At 68.3% G+C, this 23,539-nt stretch carries 14 protein-coding genes; 4 read left to right on the top strand and 10 right to left on the bottom strand.

The genetic code is table 11. The annotated features are described in order from the left end of the window. Positions 1-233: 233 nt before the first annotated feature. The 10 genes from ACIBTS_RS41725 to ACIBTS_RS41680 all read right to left on the bottom strand — a co-directional run bounded on the left by ACIBTS_RS41725 (position 234) and on the right by ACIBTS_RS41680 (position 16,337). Positions 234-1,454, bottom strand: coding sequence for a hypothetical protein (locus ACIBTS_RS41725; RefSeq protein ID WP_399326122.1), 1,221 nt, complete (start codon positions 1,452-1,454; stop codon positions 234-236). Between the two features lie 1,218 nt (positions 1,455-2,672). Continuing rightward, positions 2,673-3,575 (bottom strand): DUF3322 domain-containing protein, encoded by a 903-nt coding sequence (locus ACIBTS_RS41720; protein ID WP_399326120.1) that lies wholly within the window; start codon positions 3,573-3,575, stop codon positions 2,673-2,675. Then, complete coding sequence (locus tag ACIBTS_RS41715; RefSeq protein ID WP_399326118.1) at positions 3,572-6,982, bottom strand: ATP-binding protein; 3,411 nt, start codon at positions 6,980-6,982, stop codon at positions 3,572-3,574. The genes ACIBTS_RS41720 and ACIBTS_RS41715 overlap by 4 nt, the downstream gene beginning before the upstream one ends. Beyond that, the gene (locus ACIBTS_RS41710; protein ID WP_399326116.1) at positions 6,979-7,566 is read right to left on the bottom strand and encodes a DUF4194 domain-containing protein; all 588 of its coding nucleotides are present in this window, start codon (positions 7,564-7,566) and stop codon (positions 6,979-6,981) included. Before ACIBTS_RS41710 ends, ACIBTS_RS41715 begins: the two co-directional genes overlap by 4 nt. Further along, positions 7,563-9,035, bottom strand: coding sequence for a DUF3375 domain-containing protein (locus ACIBTS_RS41705; protein ID WP_399326115.1), 1,473 nt, complete (start codon positions 9,033-9,035; stop codon positions 7,563-7,565). Before ACIBTS_RS41705 ends, ACIBTS_RS41710 begins: the two co-directional genes overlap by 4 nt. A gap of 165 nt (positions 9,036-9,200) precedes the next feature. After that, positions 9,201-11,444 (bottom strand): Helicase associated domain protein, encoded by a 2,244-nt coding sequence (locus ACIBTS_RS41700; RefSeq protein ID WP_399326113.1) that lies wholly within the window; start codon positions 11,442-11,444, stop codon positions 9,201-9,203. Between the two features lie 30 nt (positions 11,445-11,474). Beyond that, entirely contained in the window at positions 11,475-12,803 is a 1,329-nt protein-coding gene (locus ACIBTS_RS41695) for an AAA domain-containing protein (protein WP_399326111.1), read from the bottom strand. Further along, a complete protein-coding gene (locus ACIBTS_RS41690; RefSeq protein WP_399326109.1) occupies positions 12,800-14,314 on the bottom strand; it encodes a hypothetical protein in 1,515 nt (504 codons plus the stop codon). The genes ACIBTS_RS41695 and ACIBTS_RS41690 overlap by 4 nt, the downstream gene beginning before the upstream one ends. Then, positions 14,311-15,444 carry a hypothetical protein gene (locus ACIBTS_RS41685; protein ID WP_399326107.1) on the bottom strand — a complete coding sequence of 378 codons (1,134 nt, stop codon included), beginning with the start codon at positions 15,442-15,444 and terminating at the stop codon, positions 14,311-14,313. The genes ACIBTS_RS41690 and ACIBTS_RS41685 overlap by 4 nt, the downstream gene beginning before the upstream one ends. Before the next feature lie 32 nt (positions 15,445-15,476). After that, on the bottom strand, positions 15,477-16,337 hold the full coding sequence (locus ACIBTS_RS41680; protein WP_399326105.1) for a hypothetical protein: 861 nt from the start codon (positions 16,335-16,337) through the stop codon (positions 15,477-15,479). A gap of 134 nt (positions 16,338-16,471) precedes the next feature. Here ACIBTS_RS41680 and ACIBTS_RS41675 point away from each other — a divergent pair, with 134 nt between their 5' ends. The 4 genes from ACIBTS_RS41675 to ACIBTS_RS41660 all read left to right on the top strand — a co-directional run bounded on the left by ACIBTS_RS41675 (position 16,472) and on the right by ACIBTS_RS41660 (position 23,069). Continuing rightward, positions 16,472-17,758, top strand: coding sequence for an exonuclease SbcCD subunit D (locus ACIBTS_RS41675; protein WP_399326103.1), 1,287 nt, complete (start codon positions 16,472-16,474; stop codon positions 17,756-17,758). Further along, positions 17,755-20,937 (top strand): AAA family ATPase, encoded by a 3,183-nt coding sequence (locus ACIBTS_RS41670; protein WP_399326101.1) that lies wholly within the window; start codon positions 17,755-17,757, stop codon positions 20,935-20,937. Before ACIBTS_RS41675 ends, ACIBTS_RS41670 begins: the two co-directional genes overlap by 4 nt. A 106-nt stretch (positions 20,938-21,043) precedes the next feature. Next, positions 21,044-21,843 (top strand): IS5 family transposase gene (locus ACIBTS_RS41665; RefSeq protein WP_399326163.1). Its coding sequence is split into 2 segments (ribosomal slippage): positions 21,044-21,379 and positions 21,382-21,843, totalling 798 coding nucleotides; the frame shifts between segments, so codons are not numbered across the junction. A gap of 65 nt (positions 21,844-21,908) precedes the next feature. Then, the gene (locus tag ACIBTS_RS41660) at positions 21,909-23,069 is read left to right on the top strand and encodes an IS701 family transposase (RefSeq protein ID WP_399326099.1); all 1,161 of its coding nucleotides are present in this window, start codon (positions 21,909-21,911) and stop codon (positions 23,067-23,069) included. Positions 23,070-23,539 lie beyond the last annotated feature (470 nt).

Here is a 23,539-nt window from a genome sequence, read left to right as displayed (position 1 = left end):
CGGGATGACAGATGTCTAGCCGGCCAGAGGCTCAGCAGAAAGTCGAGACAGCACAGATCACTTCAGGATCGGTAGCGCGGCCAGGCTCGGCTGCGGCGGCCGCTTGCCGGCGCGCGGGGGTACGCCAGTAGGCGGCAGCGCACTCCCGGGCGCCAGCCTGATCGTGTGGAGTGGCACGGACTCGCGGCCTGACAACCGATTGCGCATCAACATCAACGCCTGACAGGCAAGAGCTACGGGCGGTTCCAGCAGTCGACGCCCGGTCCGGTGACGGACTCGAGGTTGAGCGGGTGACACGAGGGCGCCTGGGCCAGGTGGTGAGTCAGGGAGTCCTTGCGGTTGGCCAGATCGCGGATGACGCTCAGGGCCTCGCTTTCTGCCGCGCCCTGGGAGTACTGGATCTTGTGCCAGTTGCCCAGGAACTCCAGCAACATGTCGACGACTCCTCGTGCGGCGTGTGCGGTCATGGCGTCCGCTGGGGCCGTGAACTGCCCTCGGTGGATGGCGCTGTTCCGTGTGGCGTAGAGCCACTCAAGCAGTGCGTGAAGAACGTCTTGCTGGTCTTGGAGCCAGTCGGAAAGGAGCTTGGGGTCAGCCAGGCGAGCACGCCACAGTGCCAGGGTGTCTTGGGCGTACCCGCCGGCCAGCCGGGCCAGAGCGTCGATCGCCGCTTGTGCATCGAGTACGTCTTGTCCCGTCTTCGCCCGTGCGGGCAGCAGGACGTCGAGCCAGCCGTTGACATCGAGTTTCCAGCTTGTGAGGCGGAGGGGATGGCCGTTGTCTCCGTCTTTCAGCAGGACGCGGCGCACCACAGCAGCGTGCGAGGTCACGGTCTGTTCCAGCGACCGCACCGCCTGCTCCTGAGGGGCCAGCTGCTGTCGTGCCTGACGGGCCTGCTCGGCCAGCTGTGTGTGGGCTGCGCGTGCTGCGGGTTGGTCCTGCGTCTGTGTGCGTCCCACTGCCCGTTCCAGCTTGGCCAGGTCACTTGTGTCGTTGGCCAGCCGCATCTGCGCGGAGCGCAGGTGGTTGAGCGCCGAGTTCGTGACCGTCTGGTAGAGGGCGATGAGTAGCTGGCGGATGGAGTGCAGGGCGCAGGCCTTTGCGACGAGGTCGAGTTGTGTGGAGCCAACGTCCAACGAATCGATGGCGCTCCAGGCGAGAGCGGAGCTGGCCATTGGAGCGTCGAGTCGGGCAGCCAGGTGTGCGCTGCGCAGGGCAGGTCGTAGGGAGACGGGCCAGTGGGTGGTGAGTGGGCGGGCGATGGACGCCGAGGTACTCGTGAGGTCGTGCTGCTCTCGGCGTCCGGTGTCGTCGACGGTGATGTTGCGGGGGCCAAGGGTCAGGTCGACTAGCCGCTGACCGGCGGCGTACTGGTCGAGCGCTTCGCTGATCTGACGCCGCGCCCTGACGACAGCGGTCGCCGCATCGGCGGCGGCCACAGGCAGGTCGACCATGACTGCTGGCCCTTTGATGGCTGCAGCCCAGGCCGTCAGTTCTTGGGCCCCCACGGTGACGGGGCGGGAGGTGTGGAGCGGGCTTTGCCGTGCTCCCGGGAGGAGCTGGTCCAGGTGCTCGAGTTGGCTGGCACCTTGGACAAGGCTTGCGACGCGGTAGGTGCGCGAGGGCGGCCACAGCACTGCGGTGATCGAAGCGGCGCCCTGAACAGCTCTGGATCCCTTGCGGATCAGATCAACGTGTAGGGAGCGAGGATCTCGTCCGTCCAGGACTATGAGCGCGGCGACCTCTCCACGGGCTCGTGCCAGCACGTCGGGCGAAAGGGCTGGACCGTCCCACACGGAGGTCACCCAGGTACGGATGTGGGCTGCCGTAGGGGCGATGTGAGCCTGGACGCGCAGAGCGTATGCGGCGGCCGTGGCCTTGCTGGTCGCGCCGGTGAGAAGGCCGGGGATCGAGGCAAGCAGCGTGTGGGCCTGCGTCGCCTGGTGCCCACCGCCCAGGGCCTGGTGCGCAGGGAGCCCCGCTGCCACGGTGGAGGCGGCCGTGGTCAGACACCGCCTGAGGAGTCCGAGTTGCGGCTGTCCGCTTGTGGCATGACCGGCAAGGGCCTGGTGCGCTCGTGTCAGGGCAACAACGGTGCTGTTAGCGGTGGAGACATGGTCGCTGAGGTAGGCGCCTGGTTCGAGGCAGAGCAAGAGCCCTTCAAGGAAGCTCCTTTGCTGACGCGTCAGCTGCCTGCGGTCAAAGTTGCTCCTGATCTCCTTGTCCCACACCGAGTAGCGCACGTGCGTACCTTAGTGCGATCGGCAGTGCGGGTTTGGCCTGAAGCGGTGAGTCCCACCAGCACCTCGCACGCCGCTCGCCACCCCAGGACGACCCCGCCGACCACCTACAGCGCTACGCGAACCGCGTCAACCACCACGAAGCGCTGGTGCGCGGGCCTTTCCCTGAACTCGGCCCCTCCAGCCCCTCATCGCGGACTTGCTGTCCCAGGCAGACGCCTCGTGTCTCGGCTCAAGTCCCGTAGAGGGCCGTTACTCTGGCGGCGCGCACGGCCAAGACCCCGCACGGCCAGCGACAGTGCCACGCTCCCCCACAGGTCTCGCACCTCTGACCAGCACAAACCCCGCACCTGCTATAGCAGTCGGCACGAGAATGACCTGGTCTTTCGTCACCCATGTCAGCAACAGGTGAGCACCATCCGTCAGCACCAACTACCAGGTCACTGAGGTTGCGCCACTGACATTCAGATGACGATGCCCAGCTGACACTTCCCCGCAGACTGTCACCAGGAGGGCGGTGGTGCCGGGGGCGGGGGGCAGGGAGAGGTAGGTGATCTCGTTTTCGAGGACGATGACTGTATGGGTGCCTGGTGGTGCTGCGGTGAGTTCGCTGGTTCGGACGGTGAGTTCGCTGTAGGGGCCCGGTGGGTCGTCGAGGTGGCGCAAGCGTACGTAGGCGGGCTTGCTGAGCAGGCCGTAGCGAGCGGCGAGGTCGTTCCTCGGGGCTTCGTGGTGGATGCGGTCGGCGGGGAGGCAGTGGTCAAGAAGTTCACCGAGGATGCCTTGGTGGGCCTCGATGAATTTGGTGTCGACGTCGGGGACGTCAATCTGCCGTAGATATACCGGGGCTGCGATGTGGTTGCGGAACCACGCGACGGTGTCGATGAGGCGCTGCCAGTGGGGGGCGGCTTTGAGGACCTTCATGGGATGGGCGGCCATCCACTCGGTGAGGGCCGGGTCCGTGGTGGCTGTGACGGCGTGGAGGGAGTGGAACAGGTCGGCTTCGGCGGTCGTCTGCAGCAGGGTGACGAGCTGGTGCAGGGTGTCCACCCAGATCCGGATGGGGATCGTGTTCGTCGGCGTGTTGTGGTGTCCGCCAATGGTTTTGGTCTGGATCCGCATGTGGGGGTGGTGGTGCGCTGCCCAGGACTGTGCCCATTCAAGGGCTTTGCTGTAGTGGCGGTTGACGTCGGTGGAGGTGGGGCCTTTGAGGGGGACGGAGATGGGCTCGAAGGGATGGCCTTGTGCGGCTGCGGCCAGGTAGCGGCCGCTGTTCCATTTTCGGCGCAGGCTTTCGATGACGTCTTCGGGGCTGGTCCAGTGGCGTGTGGTCATGGCTGAGACCCGGGTCGGGGAGCCGGCATCTGGGCTGCCTTCATGCGGGCAGCTCGGAACTCTTCGATGGTGAGTGTGTTCAGGCGGGATCGGACTGTGTCGGGGCGGTCCACGTAGCCGACTCGTGTGACGTGCGGCTCGATGACGTGCAGTTTCTGTAGCGGGGTGACCACGAGCAGCTGCAGGCCCAAGCGCTGGAACAGATCGAGTGCGAAGTGTGCGGAGGGGTCGTCGCCCCGTCCGAAGGCTTCGTCGATCACGACGAAGCGGAAGGTCTTGCTGTTGCCCGAGTCGATGCGGAACTGGTAGGCGAGGATGGTGTAGGCGAGTTTTTCTTTCTGGCCGCCTGACTTGCCGCCGGAGTCGGAGTGGACCTCATGTTCGGTGTCGTCCGCGCGGTTGACTTCGCTGGCGTTGAAGATGAACCAGCGGCGGACATCGGTGACGCGGGCGGTCCAGTCGGCGTCGTGGCGGGTGTGCTCAGGGCGTCCTTTGAAGCGGTCGAGGAGTTGTTTGACCTGGAGGAATTTCTCCTCGGTGTAGGCGTCGTCGGGATCGGTGGCCAGGGCGTCGCTGGTGCAGGTGCGCAGGTCCCGGCGGAAGTCTCGGATCTCGACGCTTGGGGTGGGCGCGGCGTTGAGGCGGATGTAGCGGCCGGGATTGTAGTTGATGGCGGCTAGCGAGGCGTTGATGACCTCGATGCGCTCGCGGATCTGCTGCTCCTGGGCGCTGAGGTGGGCTTGGAAGGAGGCGATGTCACGGATGACGTTGGTGCGCAGGTACTGCAGGAACTGGGTCTCGAAGCGGGGGAGGTCGTCGTCGGTGAGACGGTTGTGCAGTTGCCGATAGCCGTCCGCTGCTTCGATGCTGCTGTCGAGGTCGGTGGTGAACTGACGGTAGGTGTCCCGGAAGGTCGCCATCTTCGAGGCTGTCTGTGAGGCTGCGCGCCGGTATGCCTCTGTGCGGTTTTCGCGGGTGTGCAAAAGCTGCTGCGCGGCAAGGGTCTCTGCGGCGTCCAACTGCTCCAGAAGGTGTTGCACGCTGTCGGTGGGGCCGGGCAGGAACGCCGTGAGCGCGTCACGGTGTTCTGTTACGCCGGTGAGATCGGCACGCCGGAGGAATACGGTGGTCTTCTCCAACTGGGCAGCTACGCGCTTATGTTCGTTGCGGAGACTGCCGAGGTGTTCCTGGCCGGTGTCGAAGTCCTTGGTGCCGTCCATGATTCCGTCTTCGGCCTCCTGCAGCTCCGTGGTGAGCTGGTCCAGGCCGGCTTCGGTCTCCAGGGTCTGCTTGCGCTGTTGCAGTTCTTCGAGTTCGAGGACGGCGGCCTGCCAGTCGATCTCGTGGTAGTTCTCTACGTTCGCGAGAAGGGCGAGAGCATCGCGTATGCCGGACCTGGAACTCTCTTGCTGCTTGAGCGCGCGGGTGCGTTCGGTGATCTCGGCGCTCTCCTGAGTGAGGCGCTGTGCTTCCTCGAGGAGGGCTGTCAACTTGGCCTGGTTCGTCCAGCCGAGGACCCAGGAACGGCGGTCGTCGACACTGGAGGTGTCGTCCTTCTCGTGCCGGCCGCCTCCGTTCTTGATCAGGCCCTGCTTGGTGACAGCCTGACGGGTGGAGCGGGTGAAAGTGTCCAGGTCGTCCGCGCAGTGGTAGTCGGCCCGGGAGCGCAGCTGGGTGGCGAGCCAGTCGTGCGCCCAGCTGTCCTGGTTGAGTTCTAGTTTGCCCGTCAGGAAGCTGGGATCCGTGGGCAGTTCTGCGGACCGGATATGTGCGGGCACGCGGTAGTACACGATTCGCAGTCCCAGGTGGCGGCCGTTCACCCAGCGCGAGACGTTCGCGTAGTGGGCTTCGGGGACCAGAAGAGACAGGGCGAAGCCCCGCAGGACGCGTTCGGCGGCTCCGGACCACTCGGTTTCGCTGTCCCGGACCTGGATGAGTTCACCGGCGAAGGGGAGTTCTTCCGCGGCCACGCCGGCAGCGGAAGCCAGGTCCCGGCGCAGGTCCAGCAGACGGGCCGGGATGCTGGAGCGCTGGCTGTGCAGGCTGGTGATCTCCCGGCGGATCGCTTCGGTCGCCGTGGTGTTGGCGTGGCGGGCTACGGCGAGTTCATCGAGTTCCTGGCGGGCTTGCTGTTCGTGCTGGGTGGCCTGTTCGCGGGCGCGGCTGATCTCAGTGGTGCGTTCGTGGAACGATGCCGGGTCGTTGACCGGTGGCAGGACCGCCCGCTCGAGCCAGCTTTGGTACTCGCCCGACCGTTTGCGGCGGCGGTCCCGCTCGCGGCCGAGCTCGTCGATCCTGGCCCTCAGTTCCACCAGCCGTTCGCCTCCGGCGCCGTCGATGCGGCGCCGGAGTCCCTCCGCGGCCAATCGCAGTCCGTCCAGGTGCTGGGCGCGCTTGTGCTGTTCTTCGGTGAGCTGCCGGATGCGGGTATGGAGGTCTGAGCCGAGCTGAGTCAGCGCGTCTTCGCGGCGCTGGGCGAAGAAGAGGGGGACGGCGTCGCGGCGCCGTGTCAGGAGCGTGATCTGTGCCTGGATGGCGTCGCAGCGGTCGCACGCCTCCACGATGGGCGTCAGGTGCTCGATCATCTGACGGGCCCGCACGACCTCGGCGTGGCTGGCGGTGAGCGCGTCGAAGTGCGCGACGATCTTGTCGACTGCCGCCTGGGCGTCGAAGGGTTCGAGCATGCGTTCGCGGACGAAGTCGTCGAGCCTTCCGACTGCCTTCATCGACACGGTCTGGTGGAACAGGTCGAGGGCCTGCTCGCTGGGGATGCCGAGGCTGCGGCGCAGAGCCTTCCCGTACGGAGGGTAGTTGGTGTAGAGGGTGGCGCCGGTCTGTTTCAGGCGGCGGCGCAGGTCGGTGATGCTGGTGCCGAAGTGTGTGAAGTCGGCTTCGATGGAAAGGGGTCGGTCGGCGGTCAGGAAGAAGCGGTCCGGCTGGCTGGTGTTGGCGTCGGGTACCCAGAAGACCTGGGCGAGGGTGACGTGCGTGCCGAGGGCGTAGTTGGTGAACACGCCGAGGATGACGCTGTGGCTGGTGGCGTCCCGCAGTGCCACCGGGCGGGTGCTGTCGGTGGCTTCGACTCGCTCGTTCTTGTGGTAGCCCAGGACGTAGGAGCGCAGGTCGCGCTCTTTGGCCTCGGCTCCGGCGGCCTTGTTGTAGGCGATCTTGTGGGCGGGGAGCAGCAGGGTGGTCATGGCGTCGACCAGGGTGGATTTTCCCGATCCGGCGGCGCCGGTCAGCAGGGCGCTGGCGCCGTCGGTGTTGAAGGACCAGACGGTGCGGTGGAAGGTGCCCCAGTTCAGCACTTCGATCCGCGTGAGTCTGAAGCCGGGGCCGACGGCGGGAGCGTCGTCGGCGGGGGTGTGCTGCTGGGGAAGCGGCACCGCGGCGGTGGTCAGGCTCATGCGTCGTCCTTCGGGGCGTCGAGGGTGTCGCGGTAGGTGGCGAGGAGGTCGTGGTAGTCGCCGAGCACTTGGGCATCGACCAGGGCTTTGAGATGGCGTCGTACCTCGTACCAGCTGGCTTGCTTGGTGGCTCTGAGTACCTTGAGGTCGCAGAGCTTCTTGATGTGGGTGTCGATCTGGTCGACGAGTTGGGCTTCGTTGCTGCGCGGAGGCAGAAAGCCGCGGACCATGTCCACCAGGTCGTCGCGGGACAACAGCAGGCGGGTGTCGGAGGAGGTGGCGTCGCTGTCCGCGAGCCGGCCGCGCAGGAGCACCAGCATCAGGCTGACGGCGAAGGACAGCCGGTGGCGCGTGACGAGCCGGGGCACGCTGACGCCGTCGTCCCGCGTGTCCGGATCGCGTTGCCGTGCGTATGCGTATCCTTCGGCGGGATCGATGACGAGGTGCAGGCCCAGGACGGCCAGGTAGTCGCCGATGGCGGCCTGGTGGGCGAGGATCTGGTCCCAGACGGCGGGGGCGTCGCTCTGGTAGAGCACGCCTGCTTTCAGCAGGTTCACCACGGGCACGGTCAGTGTGTCGCTCACGGCTGCTCCTCCTCGGCGGCGGTTTCGCCGTCGTCGTTGCGTACGAAGGTCACCCGCGGGACGGTTGCCGCGGTGCGGCCGGGCGAGCCGACCCTGTCGTAGACGAGCTCCCAGGTGCGGTCCGGATCGATCACGACGTCCAGGCCTGGCTGGGCCAGTTGGAAGTAGGTCAGCAGCTCGGCCAGTCCCTGGGTGAGGGGATGTTGCTCGAGGACGCGGGCCAAGGTCGTCTGTCCGCTGGGGCTCGCGTGGACGGCTGTCATCACCTGCATGGCGAGGATCTCCGGATCCACGTACACGCCGCCGATGAGTTCCGAGATGTCCAGCTCCGACGCGTCGTCGAGCGCTTCCTCGACAGTGCTGTCCAGTTCCACCCGTTCGACGGGCATGTACAGCCGCCGTTCCATGGGCAGCGCCAACTCCACCTGGGGAAGGTCCAGTTCCAGGCCTGGCAGATCGTTACGCCCGTCGAGTTCCGCGATGCGGCGCTGGATGGAGCGCACCAAGTCCTGGACGCGGCGGTTCTCGTCCTGGCCGCGGTCGGCAAGGAAGCGGCGCAGTTGTTCGGTGAGCTGGCGCACCGTGTTCTGGGTGTTCTCGGCAGCCTCCAGCCATGCGAACGGGATCTTCAACAGGTTGCGGTTGGTTTTGCCGTCGAGCTGGGGCAACAGGTTCACCTGCCCGAGCAGGTCACGGAGTTCGTCTTGCCGCTGCGGGGACAACAGGTAGTCGAAGAACGCCTGGAAGCTCCTACCCTGGTCGGATTCGGCGATTGCCTCCCGGTCCATGAGGAACGTCGCCAGCAGATCGCCTTTGCCCCCTTCTGCCGTAGCGACGTCGTGGCGAAGGCGCCGGTCCAGTTCCCGCAGGTTCGCCTCAACCTCGCGGAAGTCCCGCAGGAGTTCGACCGCGGTGGTCTCGACCTGCTGGTAGCGGTCGAGCAGGGCCAGCGGGGACAGCATGTCGACCTCGCCGGCGCGAAGCTGCGCGATCTGGGTGTCGATCGCGTCGCGTTCGCGGCTCAGCTCGTCGATCCGTGCCTGCGGATCGGTTTCGGTCCCGAACGCCATCTGCCGCAGCAGGGCGACGATCGTGTTGAGCCGGGACTCAGTTCCGATGAAGGAACGGGCGGGAAGCCCCCGGACCCAGGCAACCGCCTTCTCCAGGGCGCTGGTCGCGTCGAAGTGCGCCTCGTCCTCACCGGGCGGGTAGTACTTGCGCAGCCATCCGTTGGCGGTCCACTCCGTCAGATAGGCCGCGGCCGGCCGCGGGAACGAACCGGCTCCCCGCTCATTGAGGTCATACAGCTGGTCGTCCAGACGGGAGACGAGGACCGCTTCGGGGACGCCTCGGGCATTCTCATCGACGAACACCGCACCGCAGAATGCCAGCACCAGCGGGGCATGGTCAGCCCGTAACAGCCGCCATGCCGGGTGATCGTGAAGCCCTGCGACATCCTCAAAGTCCACGCGCTCTCCCCCAGTTCACACGTACACGTGACTCCGTATCCGTCTCAGCCGAGACGGATGAGGCCTCACCTTAGAAGGCAGCACTGACAAACACGGCTAAACGAACAAATTATCGAATATCGAGGATCCGGCTCATCCTGCTGTCCGTGCTTGCCTCACGCCCGCTCACAGGCCGAGCTCGGCAAGGGCCGCCCGCCGCTGGGGGCTGAGAGCGGAACGACGGCGTCGCACGTTGCTCAGCCACTGGCCCAGGCGCACGTGGTCGCCATCGAAGGCCTCGATGTGCCGTTGGGGCACATCGAGGTGGCCTTCTCGCTCGAGGAAGGACCGTGCGGCGGCCAGCCCGCGCCGGAAGGCGCGTTCCCGCGCGGGCAGTCGACCGCCCGCTGGGGAGCAGGGCGCAGGCTCCGGGTCACGTCCCAGTTGGGCGAGGAGAGTGAGCTGCCCGGGGTGCAGGTCATCGGCGCGGGCCCGCTGAGCCGTGAGCCACTCCCCCGCGTCCGCCGTCCCGGCTTCGTCCCGCCCTGTGCGCGCGGCGTGGTAGGCCCGTTGCCAGGCAAGGGGCCAGGGCGGGTTCCACCACGGGTCCAAAGCTGTGAGGGCAGCCGCACGTTCTGCGGTGAGGCGGCCGGCGCGGCTGCGCTGGGTCGCCAGCCACCGCCCGAGGGGATAGCCGTCGTGGACCTCGTCGACGGGGGCGGCGAGGTGGCCGTGGCGGGCGGCGTAGGCAGCGGCGTGGGCGAGGCCGCGGTCGAAGGCCTGCTGGCGGGGATCCCAGATGATGCTGAGGCGTTCGAGGGCTTGGGTGCGTGCCGGGTCGAGGGCGCCGGTGGTGTGCAGGTGGCGTTGCCAAGCCAGCCAACGGCCCAGTGCGTAGCCAGTGGGGTCCTGATAGGCCTGGGGGATGTCCAGGTGGTGGTGGGCGCGGTGGTATCGGCGGGCCGCGGTCAGGCCGCGGCGCCACTCGGCGCTCTTGGGGGCAAGGACCCGCAGAGAGAGGGCGAGGGCGACTTCTTCGGCCTGGGTGGGGCGGTCGAAGTGGAGCCAGGCATCGGGGTCGTGCGGGGGCATGGTGGGGCGGTAGGTGCGCGGGTCGGCAAGCCGCGCTTCGAGGCGGTCGTCGTGGGCACGCAAGGCCTGGACGGTACGCCACAGCGGGGTGTAGGCGTCGGCGCCGAGAAGGTCGTCGGGGTCTTCGCCGGGAGTGAGGTAGACGGGGACGACGAGGGTGGCCTTCTTGCCGGCGCCAGGTTCTTGGCGCAGGGCGCGGCCGACGGCCTGGACCGTGTCGACGGGGCTGTTCTTGGGGTCGGCGAAGACGACGGCGTCGATAGCAGGTACATCGATGCCCTCGCCCAGTACACGGGCGTTGGAGAGCACGGCCGGTGTGTGGGGATCGGTGTGGGCGGCGAACTCGAGGAGCAGACGACGGCGGACCTGCGGGGCGTGGCTGCCGCTGATCCAGTCCGCCCACAGCCCCGCCGGGCTCAGGCCCGCGGGGAGGGCGGCGGCCGTGTCGGCCAGCGTGGCGGCGAAGGCGCGGGCGTCGGCGACGCGGTGGTGGAAGGTCAGGATGCGGCGCAGCCGGTGGTCGTGGATGGCGCGCAGGACGGCGACCTGGCGTCCGGCCAGGCGCAGTCCGTCGACGCCGGCGCCGGGTCCGGTGGCCAGCCAGTCGCGCAGGTCGGTGTCGTCGACGACCGGGACCAGGATCTGGTAGTCGGCGAGCAGGCCGAGGTCGATGGCGTCGGAGAGGGTCAGTCGGTAGGCGACGGGGCCGAAGACAGCCGGGTCGTCCATGGAGGCCACCGCTTCTCCCCCATCGGTGCCGGGATCGTCGTCCCAGATGCGGGGGGTAGCGGTCAGGTACAGGCGGCGGGCGGCGGGGACCTGGTCGTCGTGGTGGATTGCGGCCCAGGCCTTGCCCAGGTGCCCGGCGGTGCGGTGGGCCTCGTCGACGACCACCAGGTCCCACGGAGGCAGACGGTGGTCGCGGTGGGCGGAGACGACGGCGGGCAGGGAGGCGTAGGTGGCATACGCCGTGACCGGCCCGGGAGAGCAGGTGGTGGCGAGGGCCGCCAGTTCGCCGGGGTCGGTGGTCATGGGAACATCGGCGCCGAGCGGCTGGTGGTCGAGGGCCTGGCGGGCTGAGCACACCGCGATGGCGGTGCCTTTACGCCCGGCTGCGCGCCAGGAGCGGATCGTCTGCGACAGCAGGTCCAGCGTCGGCAGCAGCACCAACACCCTGCCCCGTGGGGCGATGTGGGCCGTGGTGCGGGCGGCGATGAGGGTCTTGCCGGTACCGCACGCGGCGATCACACTCGCGCGCGGATTCTGGTTCAGGGTCCGGGTGGCTGCGGCGACTGCGTCCCTCTGGTGAGGGCGCAGCGTCAGCTCGGTGGGTGCCATGGGCAGGATGCGGCTTCCGGTGCGGGGTGGTCAGGCGGCGGGGACGCGGTGCTGGGAGAGGTGGTCGAGGACGTGCTGGTGGGCTTCCCAGCCGTCGGGGAACTTGGCGGGGACGCCGAGGGCGACGGGCTCATTGGAGGGGTAGCGGTCGAGGAGGTCGGCGATGCCAGCGCGGGCGACCATGATGCAGGCGTGACGGTGGCGTGAGGCCAGCACGCACAGGCGGCCGGCTTCGAGGTGGAAGGCGGAGGCGTCGCGGCGGCCGGAGAGGGGGTGCAGCACGATGGTGACGGCGAACTCGCGGCCCTGCAGGCGGTTGGCGGTGTCGGCACGCACTCCTCGGGCGTGAGGGTTGCGGTTGAGGAGTTGCTGGATGTGACGGGCCTGTTCCCGGTGAGCGGTGCCGATGGCGATGTCGGCGGGCCTAAGGCGCCGGCCCATGGGGTATTTCTCGCAGATGGCCTCGATTCCGCGTTCCAGGACGCGGGAGGCCAGGGCGACGGTGGCGTGGGCGGCCTCGGCGTCGATGCGGGCGGTGTGGCGGGGCGGGAGTTCGTGCAGGGCCCAGCCGGTGCGTGCGGCTTCCTCGACAGTTGGGTCGAAGGGGTTGGGCAAGGCGTTGATGGTGAAGGCGAGGGCGCGGGTGGCTGGGGCCGTAGCGGGCTGGAAGGGAGTGAAGGGGTAGAAGGCCCGGGAGACGATGCCGGCTGCTGAAGCGGGAAGCCGCCAGGAGACGGGCAGGGTGTGGGTGCTGGTGTCGTTGTGGTTCGTCAGGACGGTGACGGCGTTGTTGAGGGGGTCGTGGGGCAGCCCGGTCCACCGGGGGGTGCTGACGATGGAGAACGGGTCGAGCTGTCCGGGGTCGCCGACGAGGAGAGCCCGGTCGAAGAGCTTGGCGATCAGCAGGAGGGCGTCGGAGCGCATCTGGTAGGCCTCGTCGATGATGGCCCACTTCCAGCGGTGCCCGTCTACGTACGCCCATTTCATGGCGGTTGCGATGATCACGTCGCAGGCGAGGACGTCTTTGATGTCTTTGCTGACGATGGTGTCCGTCAGGGCCAGGACTTCTTCGGGTGCCTCGTAGTTGTGCCCGGCGAGGCGCCCCAGGCGCAGCCGGGGCGCTTCTGGATCGGCGAGGCTGACCAGGAGGTCGTCGACCTGGTGGTTGGTCTGGGCGATGATGATGCACTGTTCGCCGGCGCCGGCAAGGGCACGGGCTGCGCGCACGACCAGGGTCGATTTCCCTGCGCCGGGGGGCGAGTCGACGACGAGGGGCCGCGTGGTGGTGCCGGTCAGTGCGCTCAGGACGGCGGTGACCGCTTGGTCGGCCAGTTCCACGGGCGGGATCGGGTCGGTCACGGCTGGGTCTCCTCAGTCTCCTCCAGAACGGCGGCTGGGTGGTTGTGCTGGGGGCCGCCGTGGGTCCAGGGAGTGTCCTCCCGGCTGGGGAACGGGGGCCGGCTGAAGAACTCGGGGGCGAAGGTCAGCTCGAGCGCGTCACCGACGGCGGGGACGGAGTTGGTCCTGGGCTTGTTCACGGTGCCGGTGAGTGTCATCACCTCGAGCAGGAGGTCTGTGCCCTGGCCGTGAGGAGTGATGGCACGCACGGCCATGTGCACGCGCGGGTTGTGGGGTCCGGCGAGCAGATGGCCTATGTCCAGGCGTACCGGGTCGGTGGTGTGCAGGGTCAGGCGGGGGCGCAGTTTGGGGCTTCGAGCGCCGGGGACGGTGTGGTGGGCGTCGACCTCGGTGACGGTGCCGGCGACGGCTTCTCCGGTGGTGCGCCGCTCGGCCATGAAGTAGGGGTCCTCCAAAGCGCGGTGGGCGTCGAAGGCTCCTTGGGCCAGTTCCATGCGGGCGAGCCGGCGGGCGGCGGAGACGGGATCGTCCTTGATGGGCTGGGGGCGTCCGTCGGCCGCAAGGTAGGTGGTGTAGGCGGTGAAGCGGTCGCGGTCGGCGGCCCAGCGGCGCTGCGCGTCGTGCGTCTGGGGCAGGTTGTGCAGCAGGCCGAGGGCATGCCAGGCGTCGTCCCAGGTGGGCTTGAGGTAGTTGTGCAGGAGGGTGTGCAGCCGGTCGGTGAGCCTCATCATCGCGGCGGTGTTGCCTTCTTTGGCGGCGTTGTCGTAGGCCGTCAGCAGGGGGTCGAGCTCGAGGCTGTCGAAGGAGGGGTCGGTGGCCGGGCCGGCGGGCCGGTGCAGTTGGCCGTCGGGGCCGGGGACTTGGGGGTTTTCGGCATCGAGGGCGGCGCGCAGGCCTGTGGTGCCGGGGGGCGGGTCGATCCAGGCCAGGAGGGCGGCAAGATGCTCGTCCTCCAGGCGGCTCTGGCCTGTGATCCAGCGGGTGGTCAGCAGATCGGTCAGGGCTAGCAGGAGGGCGGAGCCGGGGTGTTCGGCGTGGTCGGCGAAGAAGGTGAGCCACTGGCCGAGGCGGCCGACGCTGCGGGCGGGGTCGCTGCCTTCGGGCGGGTCGGTGAAGCGCAGGGAGCGGCCCAGCCGCCCGATGTAGGGAAGGGATCTGCGGTTGGCGACGAGGAGTTGGGGGGCGTGGGTGTGACGCTCGCGGCCAGGCTTCTTGCCTTTCGCGGGCAGGTGTTCGGTGTTCTTGAAGCCTTCGATGTAGGTGAGGATCTGGCCGGCCAGTTCTTCCAGGAACGCGGTGGGTCGCCCGTGGGGCGGTGCGACCAGAAGCTGGGGGCGGCCCGGTTCGTTGCCGAACATGACGGCCAGCAAGGTCGCTTCGGTACCGGAGCGGTTGAGCGGCAGGAAGATCAGTGGCTGCTCGGCAAGGTGGAAGTGGCCGACCATGCTGGCGTCCTGCACTGTTTCGGTCTCGGCTGCCTCAAGGCGCAGCAGGGTGGACAGTCGGCTCATGCGGACTCCCGCAGTTGGGTGCGGACGGCGTGGGCGTGCCGGAGGGCAGCGGCCAGGTCGGCCTGGTCGGCGGCGGGGGTGCGGGTGCCGTCGGCGAGGCGCAGGGCGGTGCCGATGTGGTCGATACCGCCGAGGTCGTCGCTGATGTCGTTGCCCAGGACGTCGATCGATCCGTCATCGCGGGCTTCGCCTCGGCAGACGTAGGCCAGGTCGCAGAAGTGACGGCAGGCAGGGGTGTAACGGGTGGTGGTGGCTTGCAGGGCGGCGGTGAGTTCTTTGGGGTCGCGGGTGGGCCGCTTGTCCTGATCGAGGACGAGGTCGAACGTGATGCGGGCCGGCAGCGCGTCGAGGAGCGGCTCGACGCGGGTGAGCCGGTTGAGTTGCCGGGTAAGGGCGGCGATCTTCTTGCGGGCATCGACCACGCTGGCGGTGGGGCGGCGGGTGAAGTTGCGGGGCGTGACGAGGATGACGTCGTGGGAGACTCTGTCGCCGTCGATGCCTTCTTTTGCAAGGAGTTCGCGCAAGGCGAGGACGTAGGCGGCGGCCTGGGTGACGGCGGCGGCCACTTTCGTTCCGCTCGCCTGCTGGTCCACGACGGCGAAGGACTTGATCTCGATGATGTGGAAGACGCCGTCGATCTGGAAGGCAACGACGTCGGGCTCGAGGTAGACCGGGTGGCCGCCGACGGTCAGCTGCAGGATGGGGTGGTCCAGCAGTGTGCGGGCGGGGTTCGGGGAACGGAGCGCTTCCAGAACAGCATTGCGGGTGTGGATGTAGCGCACCTGGGGGGAGGCGTCCTGGGTGCCGACCACCGCGAGGTCGGTGTGGGCGGCTTCGGGCAGCGGCAGATTCAGGACGTCACGCAGCAGGCGCAGCAGTTCGGCGCAGCCGTCGGCCTTGACCTGCTGTTCGAAGGTGGCTCCGCTCCTGAGAGCGAGGGAGGACTTGGCGAGCGGGCGGGGTTTGCCCAGATGGACGGCGATGGCGTCCTTGTCGATACCGGCGGCGTCGAGCAGGGCCCGGCGGTTGCAGCCGGGGTTGGCGGTCAGGGCCGCGAGGGTGCGGGCGTCGTGCCCTTTGGCGGGGGCGGGGCCGCGCAGCGCGGCGAGCCGGTCGTTGAGCTGACTCACAGATCTTCCTTGCGGGGACAGGGCGCAGGCGGTCAGGGGACGGAGCGCAGGCCGCGGGCGGACTGGAAGGATCCTCCGAACAGCAGTGCCGCAGCGTCGAGTTGGCTGCGGGCCCGGGCGGCGGCCTGGGTGCGGGTGGTGGTGTCGCTGGCGGTGTGGAGGGTGAGTTCGTCCTCGGCGGCGCGGCGCAGCAGGGCCAGGTCGAGGGGTGCTCCGGCCGGGCCGGAGTGCGTTATGGGGGGCTGGGCTCCGGGGATGTTCTGGGCGTAGCGCACGAGGAGTTGACGGACGGGCAGCGGCAGGGTGGCCGTGTCGAGGCGTTCGGCGGCGTCCGCGATGTTCATGGCGCTGGTGAGGAAGTGGACGCGGGCGCTGAGCGGGCCGACGATGCGCTGTTCCAAGGACCAGGTGCTGACGGTGAGCAGGCCGCGCGCGGGTGAGAGCAGGTCGGAGGTGAGCGCCGGGCACAGGTAGTAGGGGCGGGCGCCGGGGGCACTGCGGTAGGAGCGTTCTTCGTCACGGCGCAGGCTGGTCAGCCGGGAGGGGGCCAGTCCGCCGGCGAAGAAGGCTTCATGGACGGTGCTGATGAGCTTGGGGGCGGCGGGCACGGCGAGCAGGGTCAGGACCTGGTGGACCTGTTCGCGTGCGGGCAGCAGGGTTTGCGGCTCTGCGGGAGTCTTCTGCGCCGGAGTTCCGTTCTCGCCGCCGTCAAAAGCGTTGCTCTCCTCGCCTTCTTCGGCCTGTGCGAAGAGGGCGTCCCAGGCGCGCTGGGTACGCCGCAGATCGTCACGGAGCTGTTTGACCTGGTCACTGTCACGGGCCAGTTGGGCACGCCGCATGGCCTGCTGCAGCTGATGCATGCGTTGTTCGAGTGCGTCCAGATGCTCGTGCATGACCACCACTCTACCGCATTCCAAGGTTTTCCAGTTTTCTCCTGTGATTACTGCTGTAGAGTCGTCGGCACTTCGCCAACTGCCGCTGCGCAGTGGGCATCGGGCAGTCCTGCCATCACCGAGGAGAGCCGTTCATGAAAGCCCTGCACACATCCGACTGGCATCTGGGCCGTACCCTGGGGCGCCGCTCCCGGGACGAGGAGTTCGACGCCGTCCTCGCCGAGATCATCGCCATAGCGGAGTCCGTGCAGCCGGATCTGATCGTGCACAGCGGCGACCTGTTCGACACCTACCGGCCTGCCCACAAGGACATCCTGCGCGCGATGCGCTGCCTCGACAGCCTCGCGCGCATCGCGCCCACCGTGGTGCTGGGCGGCAACCACGACTCCCCCGAGCTCTTCGACCTGCTGGCCTACGTGTGCACGCTGCGGCCCGACGCCGACCAGGGCCGCCTGCACTTCGTGCACAGCCGGGGCGACACGGAACCGGGCACCGTGCTCGACTTCGACAGCCGCGACAGACACGAGCGCATCCGCCTGGCGGCCCTGCCCTACGTGCACCCCAACCGCTACCTGCATCTTTTCCCCGGCTTCGGGACCACCGAGGGCGCCTACGCAGCTGGCCTGCGCGAACTGCAGGACGCTCTGCTCGCCCGGCTGCTCGACGGTTACGACCCCGGCCGCGACGTGCTGCTGTTCACCGCCCACCAGTACGTGGCCAGCGCCGTGCCCTCCTACAGCGAGCGGATGTGGGAGGCACGCGAGCCGTATGCCACCGCCGCGGACGCCCTGCCGCAGGTCGCCTACTGCGCCCTGGGGCACATCCACAAACCCCAGCCCGTCGGCAGCGGGCGTCTGCCCGCCCGCTATGCCGGCAGTCCACTGCAGATGGACTTCGGTGAGAGCGAGGAGACCAAGAGCGTCACCGTCGTCGACGCGGCCCCAGGCCGGCGCACGCTCATCACCCCGCACACGCTGCACTCCGGACGGCGCCTGGCCCGCTTCGACGGCACCCTGGAGGAACTCGGCGCCGCTGCCGCCCAGTACACCGGCGTCTACCTCAAGGCAGTCATCCGCACCGACGAGCCCGTCCCCCGGCTCGGAGAGCGGATCGCCGACCTGGTACCAGACGCCGTACTGGTGGACTTCGAGGAAGAGTGCGCGGCCACCCGTGCCACCGTCCTGTCGGGCGCCGACGCGGCCGACGACGGGCAACTCGACGTCACCGCAGCATTCAGCGCTTACCTCGCCGATCCCGGCACCCCCGGGCAGCACGCCGACGAGGTCGTGGCCGCCTTCGCAGAGCTGCTGAACACACCGGACTCCGGTCTTCCCCTCTCCCCCGCCGAGCATCTGCTCGCCGAAGCCATCGCCACCCCCTGGACCAGCGCCGCACACGGCGGTACGGAGACCACCTCATGAAGATCGTCCGTCTGACTTTCTCAGGGGTCCGCAGCTACCCCGGCACCTGCGAGATCGACTTCACCGGCAAAACCCTCGTGGGCATCCTCGGTGACACCGGCGCAGGCAAGACCAGCATCCTGGAAGCCATCGCCGTCGCCCTGTACGGCAGATGCTCCTTCACCGACCAGGCTGCCCAGCTGCGCTCCGACGACTGCCAGGCCATGAGCGTGGACCTCGTGTTCCGCGTGGACGGCCGGGAATGGCGGGCGCACCGCGTCTTCCACGCCACCCGCGGAACCCAGGCACGGCTGACGGACCCGAACGGCAAGCACACCGACGGCACACGCGCCGTCGACGCAGCCGTCCGCGAACTCCTGGGAATCGACTACATCACCTTCAAGTCCTCCGTCCTGGTGCCGCAAGGACGCTTCGGCGATCTGCTCAACGCGGGTGACGCCGACCGTACCCGCATCCTGAAGTCACTCTTCGGTGTCGACGAGCTGCAGCGAGTACGCCAGCTCGCCGACGAAGCCGTCAGCCGGATCAAGGAACTCATCAGCCAGGCACGGCAGGAAGACGCCCGGCTGCCTGACGACCCGGGTTCTCAGGCCCAGGCGGACCGCCATCGGCACGAACAAGCCTGCCGGGGCGCCACAGACCTCGACGACCGGCTGGCCGAACTGCGCCGGCTGCAGACCAAGGCCACACAGGCATCGCAGCACGCCCGCCTCAGCGCGAAGGCCGCCGCCGAACTCACCGAGCGGCGCGTGACCGACTACGACCGCATCACGGCCGCTGTCCGACAAACCCAGGAAGAACTGCAGCAACTGCGGGAAGCCAACGCCGCGGCCGAGACCGCCGTCCAGGACGGCCTCACGGCTGTCACTGCCGAGCAGGAGAAGGCCGTCGAAGCAGGACTGACTCCCGACGTCCTGGCAGCAGCAGCCCAGGTTCTCAAGGACATGCCCGGCCGGCTCAACACCCTCGCGCAGGAACAGGCAGAACACGCCCAGCTCCTAGCCGAGCTCACGACCGAGGAAGAGGCCCTGGCCCGGCAAGCCGACGAGCTGAAGAACGCCGAGACCCACGTCGCCGAACTGAGTGCACAGGCGCAGGACGCGGACGAGGATGCCACTGCTGCCGACCAGGTACTGCAAGCGCTGACGACCGCCGTACGACACTCCGGCGAAGCAGCTGGCGTACTGGCCGGCCAGCGCGCCAGCCGCACCACCACCAGGAACAAGCTCAATGCCCTCCTGCAGGATCCTCCCAGCAGTGACCCGGAGAAGGCACGGGCCGCAGCGGTCGGGGCGCAGGGCGTGTTGGACAACATCCGGCGTCAGGAGGCGGCACACACCGCCGGCGAGGGACTGGGCCCCGGGGACGGCTGCTCCGTCTGTGCCCGACCGCTGCCCGAGGACTATCAGCCGCCGCAGCCGCAGGACCGCGAAGCCCTCGACCAAGCCGCGGCCGTAGTGAAGAGTGCCTCCGCCGCCCTGAGCAGCGCCGAGCAGGAACACTCCCGCTACACACACGAGGTCGAGGGGCTTCAGCGGACCCTGCAGGAACACGAGCGGCAGGTCAAGGAAGCCGCCACCCAGCTCGAAGCGGCGCTTCCTGCGGTGCGTGAGCAAGCCCTGCAACTCGCCTCGCGCACCAACCATCCTCAACCGGCAGCGTTCGCCAAGGAGTTGGAGACCGTGGCCGCGGCAGCCCTGGCCCGCTTGGCCGAAGGTGCACCGCCAACTGCCGCCGAACGGGAGACCTTGACCGGTGACCTCCTACAGGCCGCCCGCGGCCGCGTCGTTCAGCTGCAGGAAGCGGCCAACACCGGCAGGGGTGCACTGGCACGGGCAGAAGCCCAACTGGGCGCGGACCGCAGGGAACTGGAGAAAGCCACACGGGGCTCAGGCAAGGCCCGCGAGCAGGCCGGAAAACGGAGCGAGCACCTCAAGAACGAGCAGCACAGTCTGTTGGCAAGCCTGTCCGCCTTGCCTGAACCCGTACAGACCGAGCTGCCCGGGCCTCCGCAGCTGCCCACCGCCGACCAGCTGGCGTCCGCAGCCGAGGCAGTGCGTCTCGACCAGGGCCGCCAGCAGGAACTGGCCGGACGGCAGACCCAACTGCGCACACGTGCACAGGAATTGCTTGTCGAGCAGAGCGAACTGTCCCGACGCCAGCAGCGGGAGGTCACTGACCCTCTGCATCAACTCGAAGTACGGCTGCAGCGCTGGGCGGACAGCGCCAGCAGCGCAGCAGCCCTGGTCGAGGAGTCCGCGCGCCCCGCACTGCCTCCCCCGGCCATGGCCAGCGACCCTGCTGCTGCAAAGGAGTACGCCGCGGCCCTGGAAAGCGCCGGCACACGGCTGCTGGCGGCACTGGACGAACACGACACAGCAGCCCGCGCCGCCATGGCGGAGCTGACCACGCGGCTTTCTGCGCATGCCCAGGAGGTGGCGGTCGCCTACCCCAACACCACGATGCTGCAGATGCCCGAGGAGACGGATGCTCTGGACCCCACCCTCCTGGACGGCCTGAGCATGCAAGCCGGCACCCTGCGAGGCGAAGCCGAACGCGCCCTCAGCGACGCGGAGAAAGCCGAGTCCCAGATCCCCCACAAGGAACGGCTGGCAGATGCACTGGCCGCAGGCGAGCGCCAACTGGCTGCGTGGCAGGCCGTGAGCACCCACATGACGAACGGGAAGTTCCTCGGCCACCTCACCGACCTGCGCACCCGTGCCCTGCTCGCGCACGGTAGTGAACTGCTGCAGCAGCTCTCCGGGGGACGGCTGGGCTTCGCCGACGACTTCGACATCGTCAGCCTCACCAGCCACGCCCGTCGCAGTTCGCGTACCCTCTCCGGCGGGGAAACCTTCCAAGCATCGCTCGCCCTCTCCCTCTCGCTGGTGGAGATGCACGGGCGAAGCGGCACCCGCATGGAAAGCCTCTTCCTCGACGAAGGCTTCGGCACCCTGGACAGCGCTTCCCTCGACAGCGCCCTGCAGGTCCTGCGCGCACACGTCGGCACCGACACACTGCTGGCCGTCATCAGCCACCTACGCCCGGTCGCCGAGACGGTGCACGACGTGCTGTGGGTCGAAAAGGACCACTGCGGCTCCCACGCACGTTGGCTGGATGCGCCCGAACGCGACCGCCTCGTCCGCGACGACCTGCACAACCTCGCAGAACTGGCGTGATCTCACGGGCCTGGCCTTGCTCCCGTTCAGGATGCCCAGAAGCGCGGCCCCGCCGCACCTAAGACATCATCTCATTTGGCTGGGTAGGCTGCCGGTGGTGACGAGGATCGTTGAGCGGCTGGTGCCGGATGAGTTGTGGGAGCTGTTCCAGCGGGTGGTTCCGGAGGCGCCGTCGCGGCCTCAAGGCGGGGGTCGGCGTCGGCACGGTGACCGCGAAGTGCTGGCCGCGATCGTCTTCGTGGCGACCTCGGGCTGCACGTGGCAGCAGTTGCCGACCGCGTCGTTCGGCCCGTCGGGCGCGACGGCTCACCGGCGTTTCACCGAGTGGACGAAGGCCCGAGTATGGGCCAAACTCCACCGCCTGGTCCTCGATGAGCTCGGCTCCCGCGGCGAGCTGGACTGGTCCCGGTGCGCGATCGACTCGGTCAACATGCGGGCCCTGAAAAGGGGGAGCTGACAGGCCCGAATCCTGTAGACCGGGGCAAGCACGGGTCAAAGATCCACATGATCACGGAGCGGACCGGATTACCCCTGTCCGTCGGCATCTCGGGCGCCAACACGCACGACAGCCAGGCACTGATCCCCCTGGTGAAGGGCATACCGCCGATCCGCTCCCGGCGTGGACGCCGGCGACGCAGGCCCCACAAACTTCACGCCGACAAGGGCTACGACTACAACCACCTGCGGCGATGGTTGTCCAGCCGAGGCATCCGGCACCGCATCGCCCGCAGAGGCATCGAGACCTCACAGCGGCTGGGCCGCCACCGTTGGACCATCGAACGCACCATGTCCTGGCTCGCCGGATGCCGACGACTGCACCGCCGCTACGAACGCACAGCCGACCACTTCCTGACCTTCACCAGCATCGCCTGCACCCTCATCTGCTACCGCAGACTCACCAAATGAGATGACTTCTAATACTGCAACGGTGTCTACCGTGACTGCTGACCAGCTCGGTCGTTGGTGTGGTTATGGGTGGGGACCTTGCTGATGTGCGTGTGTGGGCGAGTGAGTTGGATGCGGTGCACGGGCGGTTTGTTCACCGGTTCAGCCGGTCGGAGCCGCGTCAGTCGGCGCTGGCCTATATGCGGGGCCTGATCGCTCCGTTGCAGCGCAAGAACGGCTGGACGGTCGCGGAGGAGGCCGGCCATGCCGGCCCGGACCGTATCCAGAGGATGTTGAACCGGATCGAGTGGAACGCCGACGAGGTCCTCGACGATGTGCGCCGCTACGTGGTCGACAACCTCGGTGACCGGGAGGCGGTGCTCATCGTCGACGACACGGGCTTCCTGAAGAAGGGCACCCGCTCGGCAGGAGTGCAGCGGCAGTATTCCGGCACCGCGGGCCGCACGGAGAACTCCCAGATCGGCGTCTTCCTCGCCTACGCCACCGGCCGCGGACGCACCCTGATCGACCGGCGGCTCTACCTGCCCACGTCCTGGACGGATGACCGGGAACGCTGCCGCCGGGCCGGCATCGGCGACGAGGTCGCTTTCGAGACGAAGGTGGTCATGGCCAAGGCGATGGTCCGAAAGGCCATCGCGGACCGGATCCCGTTTCGGTGGGTGACAGCGGATGCCGCCTACGGCTTCAGCAAGGGCTGGCGGTTCGAGCTGGAGCAGGCCGATGTCTTCCACGTCATGGCCACGACCCGGCACGACACCGTCGTCACCCGCTGGTCCATCGATCACCCCGTCCATGACCTGTTTCCCGGCCTGCCACGGCAGAAGTGGAAGCGTCGTTCCTGCGGTGAGGGGGCACATGGCCAGCGGATCTTCGACTGGGCCCGCGTCGAGGTGAGGCCCTGGCACCGCGAAGACCGCCGGCACTGGGTCATCGCCCGCCGCAGCGTCAGCCGGCCCGAGGAGATCTCCTACTACATCGCCTACTGTCCCGCCGACACCACCCTGGATCAGCTGATCCGGATCGCGGGCAGCCGCTGGGCGGTGGAGGAATGCTTCCAGACGGCGAAGCAGGAGTGCGGCCTGGACGACTACCAGGTCCGCCGCTATCCCGGCTGGCACCGCCACATGACCCTCGCCATGGCTGCCCACGCCTGCCTCACCGTCCTGCGGGCCCGACAGCTGGACACGGACAAAGCAGAAACGGATCCTCCCAGCTCATCCAGCTAAGCCTCGCCGAGATCAGACGCCTGATCACCCGCCTCACCGACCGCCGCCCCACCCCCATCGACCACATCCTGCATTGGTCGACATGGCGCCGACGACGCCAACACCAAGCCCGCCTCAGTCACTACAAACGACGCGGCCACAGCCCCTGAAAACTGCCCAGCACTCAGAACAGACACCGTTGCAGTACTAAGAGGCGGCAACCGAAACGACATCCATCAGCTGCTACCGCTGCCGGGGGACAGGGTTCTCGCCGTGGCCGGAGTGCTCGGCCGGCCACGGCGATGTCGGACATGCTGTGCGCGGACCGCGGCCAGAGCCTCTCAGGAGTCGGCTGCGACCAGGAAAATGTCGCCGATGTCGAGCCATTGGCCTCCCTGTCGGCAACGGCTGAATTTGGGACCAGTTCGAACGGTTCAATCGTGAGCCACTGTGCGGCCTCCGGTGGTTCGTCAGTCGTTGTCGGTGGCGGT

It is taken from the genome of Streptomyces sp. NPDC050121, assembly GCF_044460385.1.
GTDB classification, from domain to species: domain Bacteria; phylum Actinomycetota; class Actinomycetes; order Streptomycetales; family Streptomycetaceae; genus Streptomyces; species Streptomyces soliscabiei.
Note: the sequence above shows the minus strand (reverse complement) of the source record. Positions and strands in the feature narration are given on the sequence as shown.

Excerpts from the sequence above, each read along its gene's own strand:
- ACIBTS_RS41725 (WP_399326122.1), bottom strand. The coding sequence starts at position 1,454 with ATGGTCGACCTGCCTGTGGCCGCCGCCGATGCGGCGACCGCTGTCGTC.
- ACIBTS_RS41720 (WP_399326120.1), bottom strand. The coding sequence starts at position 3,575 with ATGACCACACGCCACTGGACCAGCCCCGAAGACGTCATCGAAAGCCTG.
- ACIBTS_RS41715 (WP_399326118.1), bottom strand. The coding sequence starts at position 6,982 with ATGAGCCTGACCACCGCCGCGGTGCCGCTTCCCCAGCAGCACACCCCC.
- ACIBTS_RS41700 (WP_399326113.1), bottom strand. The coding sequence starts at position 11,444 with ATGGCACCCACCGAGCTGACGCTGCGCCCTCACCAGAGGGACGCAGTC.
- ACIBTS_RS41690 (WP_399326109.1), bottom strand. The coding sequence starts at position 14,314 with ATGAGCCGACTGTCCACCCTGCTGCGCCTTGAGGCAGCCGAGACCGAA.
- ACIBTS_RS41680 (WP_399326105.1), bottom strand. The coding sequence starts at position 16,337 with ATGCACGAGCATCTGGACGCACTCGAACAACGCATGCATCAGCTGCAG.
- ACIBTS_RS41675 (WP_399326103.1), top strand. The coding sequence starts at position 16,472 with ATGAAAGCCCTGCACACATCCGACTGGCATCTGGGCCGTACCCTGGGG.
- ACIBTS_RS41670 (WP_399326101.1), top strand. The coding sequence starts at position 17,755 with ATGAAGATCGTCCGTCTGACTTTCTCAGGGGTCCGCAGCTACCCCGGC.
- ACIBTS_RS41660 (WP_399326099.1), top strand. The coding sequence starts at position 21,909 with ATGGGTGGGGACCTTGCTGATGTGCGTGTGTGGGCGAGTGAGTTGGAT.